General features: G+C 67.1%; 2 protein-coding genes. One reads left to right on the top strand and one right to left on the bottom strand.

Annotated elements, in window-relative coordinates:
- The coding region (locus DD1DGNOD_RS02940; RefSeq protein WP_131769390.1) for a PAS domain-containing protein at positions 1 to 1,351 on the bottom strand (1,351 nt) is incomplete at its 3' end.
- Between the two features lie 173 nt (positions 1,352 to 1,524).
- On the opposite strand from DD1DGNOD_RS02940, the gene dctA reads away from it, so the two are divergent.
- The coding region (dctA, locus tag DD1DGNOD_RS02935; RefSeq protein WP_241255429.1) for a C4-dicarboxylate transporter DctA at positions 1,525 to 2,817 on the top strand (1,293 nt) is incomplete at its 3' end.

Raw genomic sequence — 2,817 nt, 5'->3', positions numbered from 1 at the left:
CTGCGGCCTCGATCGCGTTGTCGATGAGGTTGCCGACGACCGTCACAAGCTCCGCCGACTCGATGTCGAACATCTCGAACCGGGTGTCGTCGGTGACGACGAGGTCCACGCCTCGCTCGGCCGCCTGGGCGGTCTTGCCGAGCAGCAACGCCGTGAGGACGGGCTCGTCGACGGCGCCGAGCAGCCGGTCAGTGAGCTGCTGCGACCCGGCGAGCCCGGCGGTGGCGAACTCGATGGCCTCGTCCAACCGGTCGAGCTGCACCAGGGCCACCACCACGTGAAGCTGGTTTGCGGCCTCGTGGCTTTGGGCACGCAACGCGTCAGCCAGGCCCCGCACGGCATCAAGCTCGCCGGTCAGCGCCCGCAGCTCGGTGGTGTCTCGGACCGTCGCGACGGTGCCGAGCGGCTTCCCGTCACGGACGGTGGGTTGCGCATTGACCGCGAGCATCCGGTTGCCGGCGAGCAGCACCTCGTCCTCGGCCTGGCGACCACTGCCGAACAGCTCCGCCGTGGCTGGATCGAGGCCGAGTTCCGCCACCCGCCGGCCCTGGGCGTCCACCGGAAGATCGAGCAGCCGGCGGGCCTCGTCGTTGGCCAACAGCACCTTGGCCTGGTCGTCGATGATGAGAACCCCCTCCCGGACGGCGTGCAGCACCGTGTCGTGGTGTTCGTACATTCGGGTGATCTCCACCGGGCCGAGGCCGCGAGTCTGCCGCCGAAGGCGTCGGTTGACCAGCACTGTGCCGCCAACCGCGAGCGCGAGCGCACCCAGCCCGGCAGCCAGCAACACCGGCAGCTGGCGGCCCGCAGTCTCGCTGATGTTGGCGACTGTGATGCCTGCGGCGACCAGGCCGACGACCGTCCCGTCGCCTGTGGTTACCGGCACGACCGCTCGTACCGACGGGCCCAGCGTCCCCGAGTAGGTCTCGGTGAACGCTACGCCTCGTAGTGCCCGTTCGATGTGGCCGAGGAACGGCTGCCCGATGCGACTCGGGTCGGGGTGGGTGTAACGCGTTCCAGCCGGGTTCATCACGACGAGGAAGTCAACCCCGGTCCGGACCCGGGCGGCCTCGACCAGTGGCTCCAGCGTGGAACTCGGCTCGGTCGATCGCAGCGCGGCGACCATGCCTGGAGCGTGGGCGAAGGTCTCCGCGACCGCGACGACGCGATCCACCGCCTGGCGTCGCGCCGTGTGCCGGGCCTGGAGCACCGACGCGGCGACCGCGGCCACGACGAGCAGCACCACTAGCGTGACCTGCAGGACGAGCACCTGACCCGCGATACTGCGGCGACCCCGTAGCGCGCCGCGACCACCGACGCGCTCGGGGGCACCGCTGGACGAACCGGTCATCGGCCCAGTGTGCAGGCGGCCGTGGAGCAGTACCAGGCACGAACGAACGTTCCCGTTCCGGGCAGGCATGAACACTACGACCGAAACCGCGACCTTTGGTGTGAGTGCGGTCACCGTAGCTGCCACGCCACGAGGGCGGGCAGCACGGTGGCCCGTCCGACAAGGAGGTTGCCATGGCCGCGTCAGCGTCACCGTCAGTGTTAGAGCCACCGACGGCCGGCAGACCGTCGTCTGCTGTACGCTCGGCCCCCGGACGACGCAAGTGGTACCGCCAGATCTACGTCTGGGTACTGGTAGGCATCGTCGCGGGGATCCTGGTGGGCAATTTCGCGCCCGGGGTCGGTGTCGACCTGCAACCGCTGGGAACGACCTTCGTCGACGCGATCAAGATGGTCATCGCTCCGATCGTGTTCTGCACGGTTGTCGGCGGCATCGCACAGGTTGAGAACCTTCGCAAGGTGGGCCGGGTGGGGCTGAAGGCCGTCACCTACTTCGAGCTCGTGACGAGCGTGGCCCTGGTCCTCGGACTCGTCGTGATGAACGTGCTGCGACCTGGTGACGGCGTACACGCCGACCCGGCCACGCTGACGGTGAACAGCACCGTCAGCGGTTACATCTCGCAAGGTACGTCGCAGGGCTGGGGCGACCATCTGGCCGACCTCGTGCCGGACAGCGTCGTCGGCGCCTTCGCCGATGGCAAGGTCCTTCAGGTGCTGTTTTTCGCCGTGCTCTTCGGCATCGCGCTGAATCTTGCCGGAAAGCAAGGAGTCGCGATCGCCGGCGGGGTCGAGAGAGTCGGCCGCATCATGTTCGGAGTTCTCCGGATCGTCATGTACGCGGCACCGGTCGGTGCGTTCGGCTCAATGGCTTTCACCATCGGCAAGTACGGCCTAGACACCCTCACCAGTCTCGGAAAGCTTGTCGCGGTCTTTTACGGAACGTCGCTGTTCTTCGTCGTCGTCGTGCTCGGCACGATTGCCAGCACCATCGGTGTGAACATCTTCAAGCTGCTCCGCTACATCAAAGAAGAGCTTCTGGTCGTTCTCGGGACGTCGTCCTCCGAGTCGGTCCTTCCACAGATCATGAGTAAACTCGAGACGCTCGGCGCGCCGCGCCAGGTAGTCGGGCTGACCGTGCCCACTGGATACTCGTTCAATCTGGATGGGACCTGCATCTACCTCACACTCGCCAGCCTTTACCTCGCGCAGGCCGTCGGGGTTGACCTCTCGCTCGGAGAGCAGCTCACCATCGTGGGGGTGCTGCTGCTGACCTCCAAGGGCGCCGCCGGAGTCACTGGGTCCGGGTTCATCGTCCTCGCGGCGACGCTGTCGACGGTAGGCACGATCCCCGTCGCGGCCATCATGCTGATCTTTGGCGTCGACAAGTTCATGTCCGAGTGCCGGGCGCTCACCAACGTCTGCGGTAACACGCTAGCCACCCTCGTCGTCGCCAGGTGGGAGGGCGTG

Source organism: Candidatus Protofrankia californiensis, assembly GCF_900634765.1.
In the GTDB taxonomy this organism is placed as follows: Bacteria; Actinomycetota; Actinomycetes; order Frankiales; family Frankiaceae; genus Protofrankia; species Protofrankia californiensis.
The sequence above is the reverse complement of the archived record's forward strand: the minus strand, read 5'-3'. Positions and strand labels throughout refer to the sequence as shown.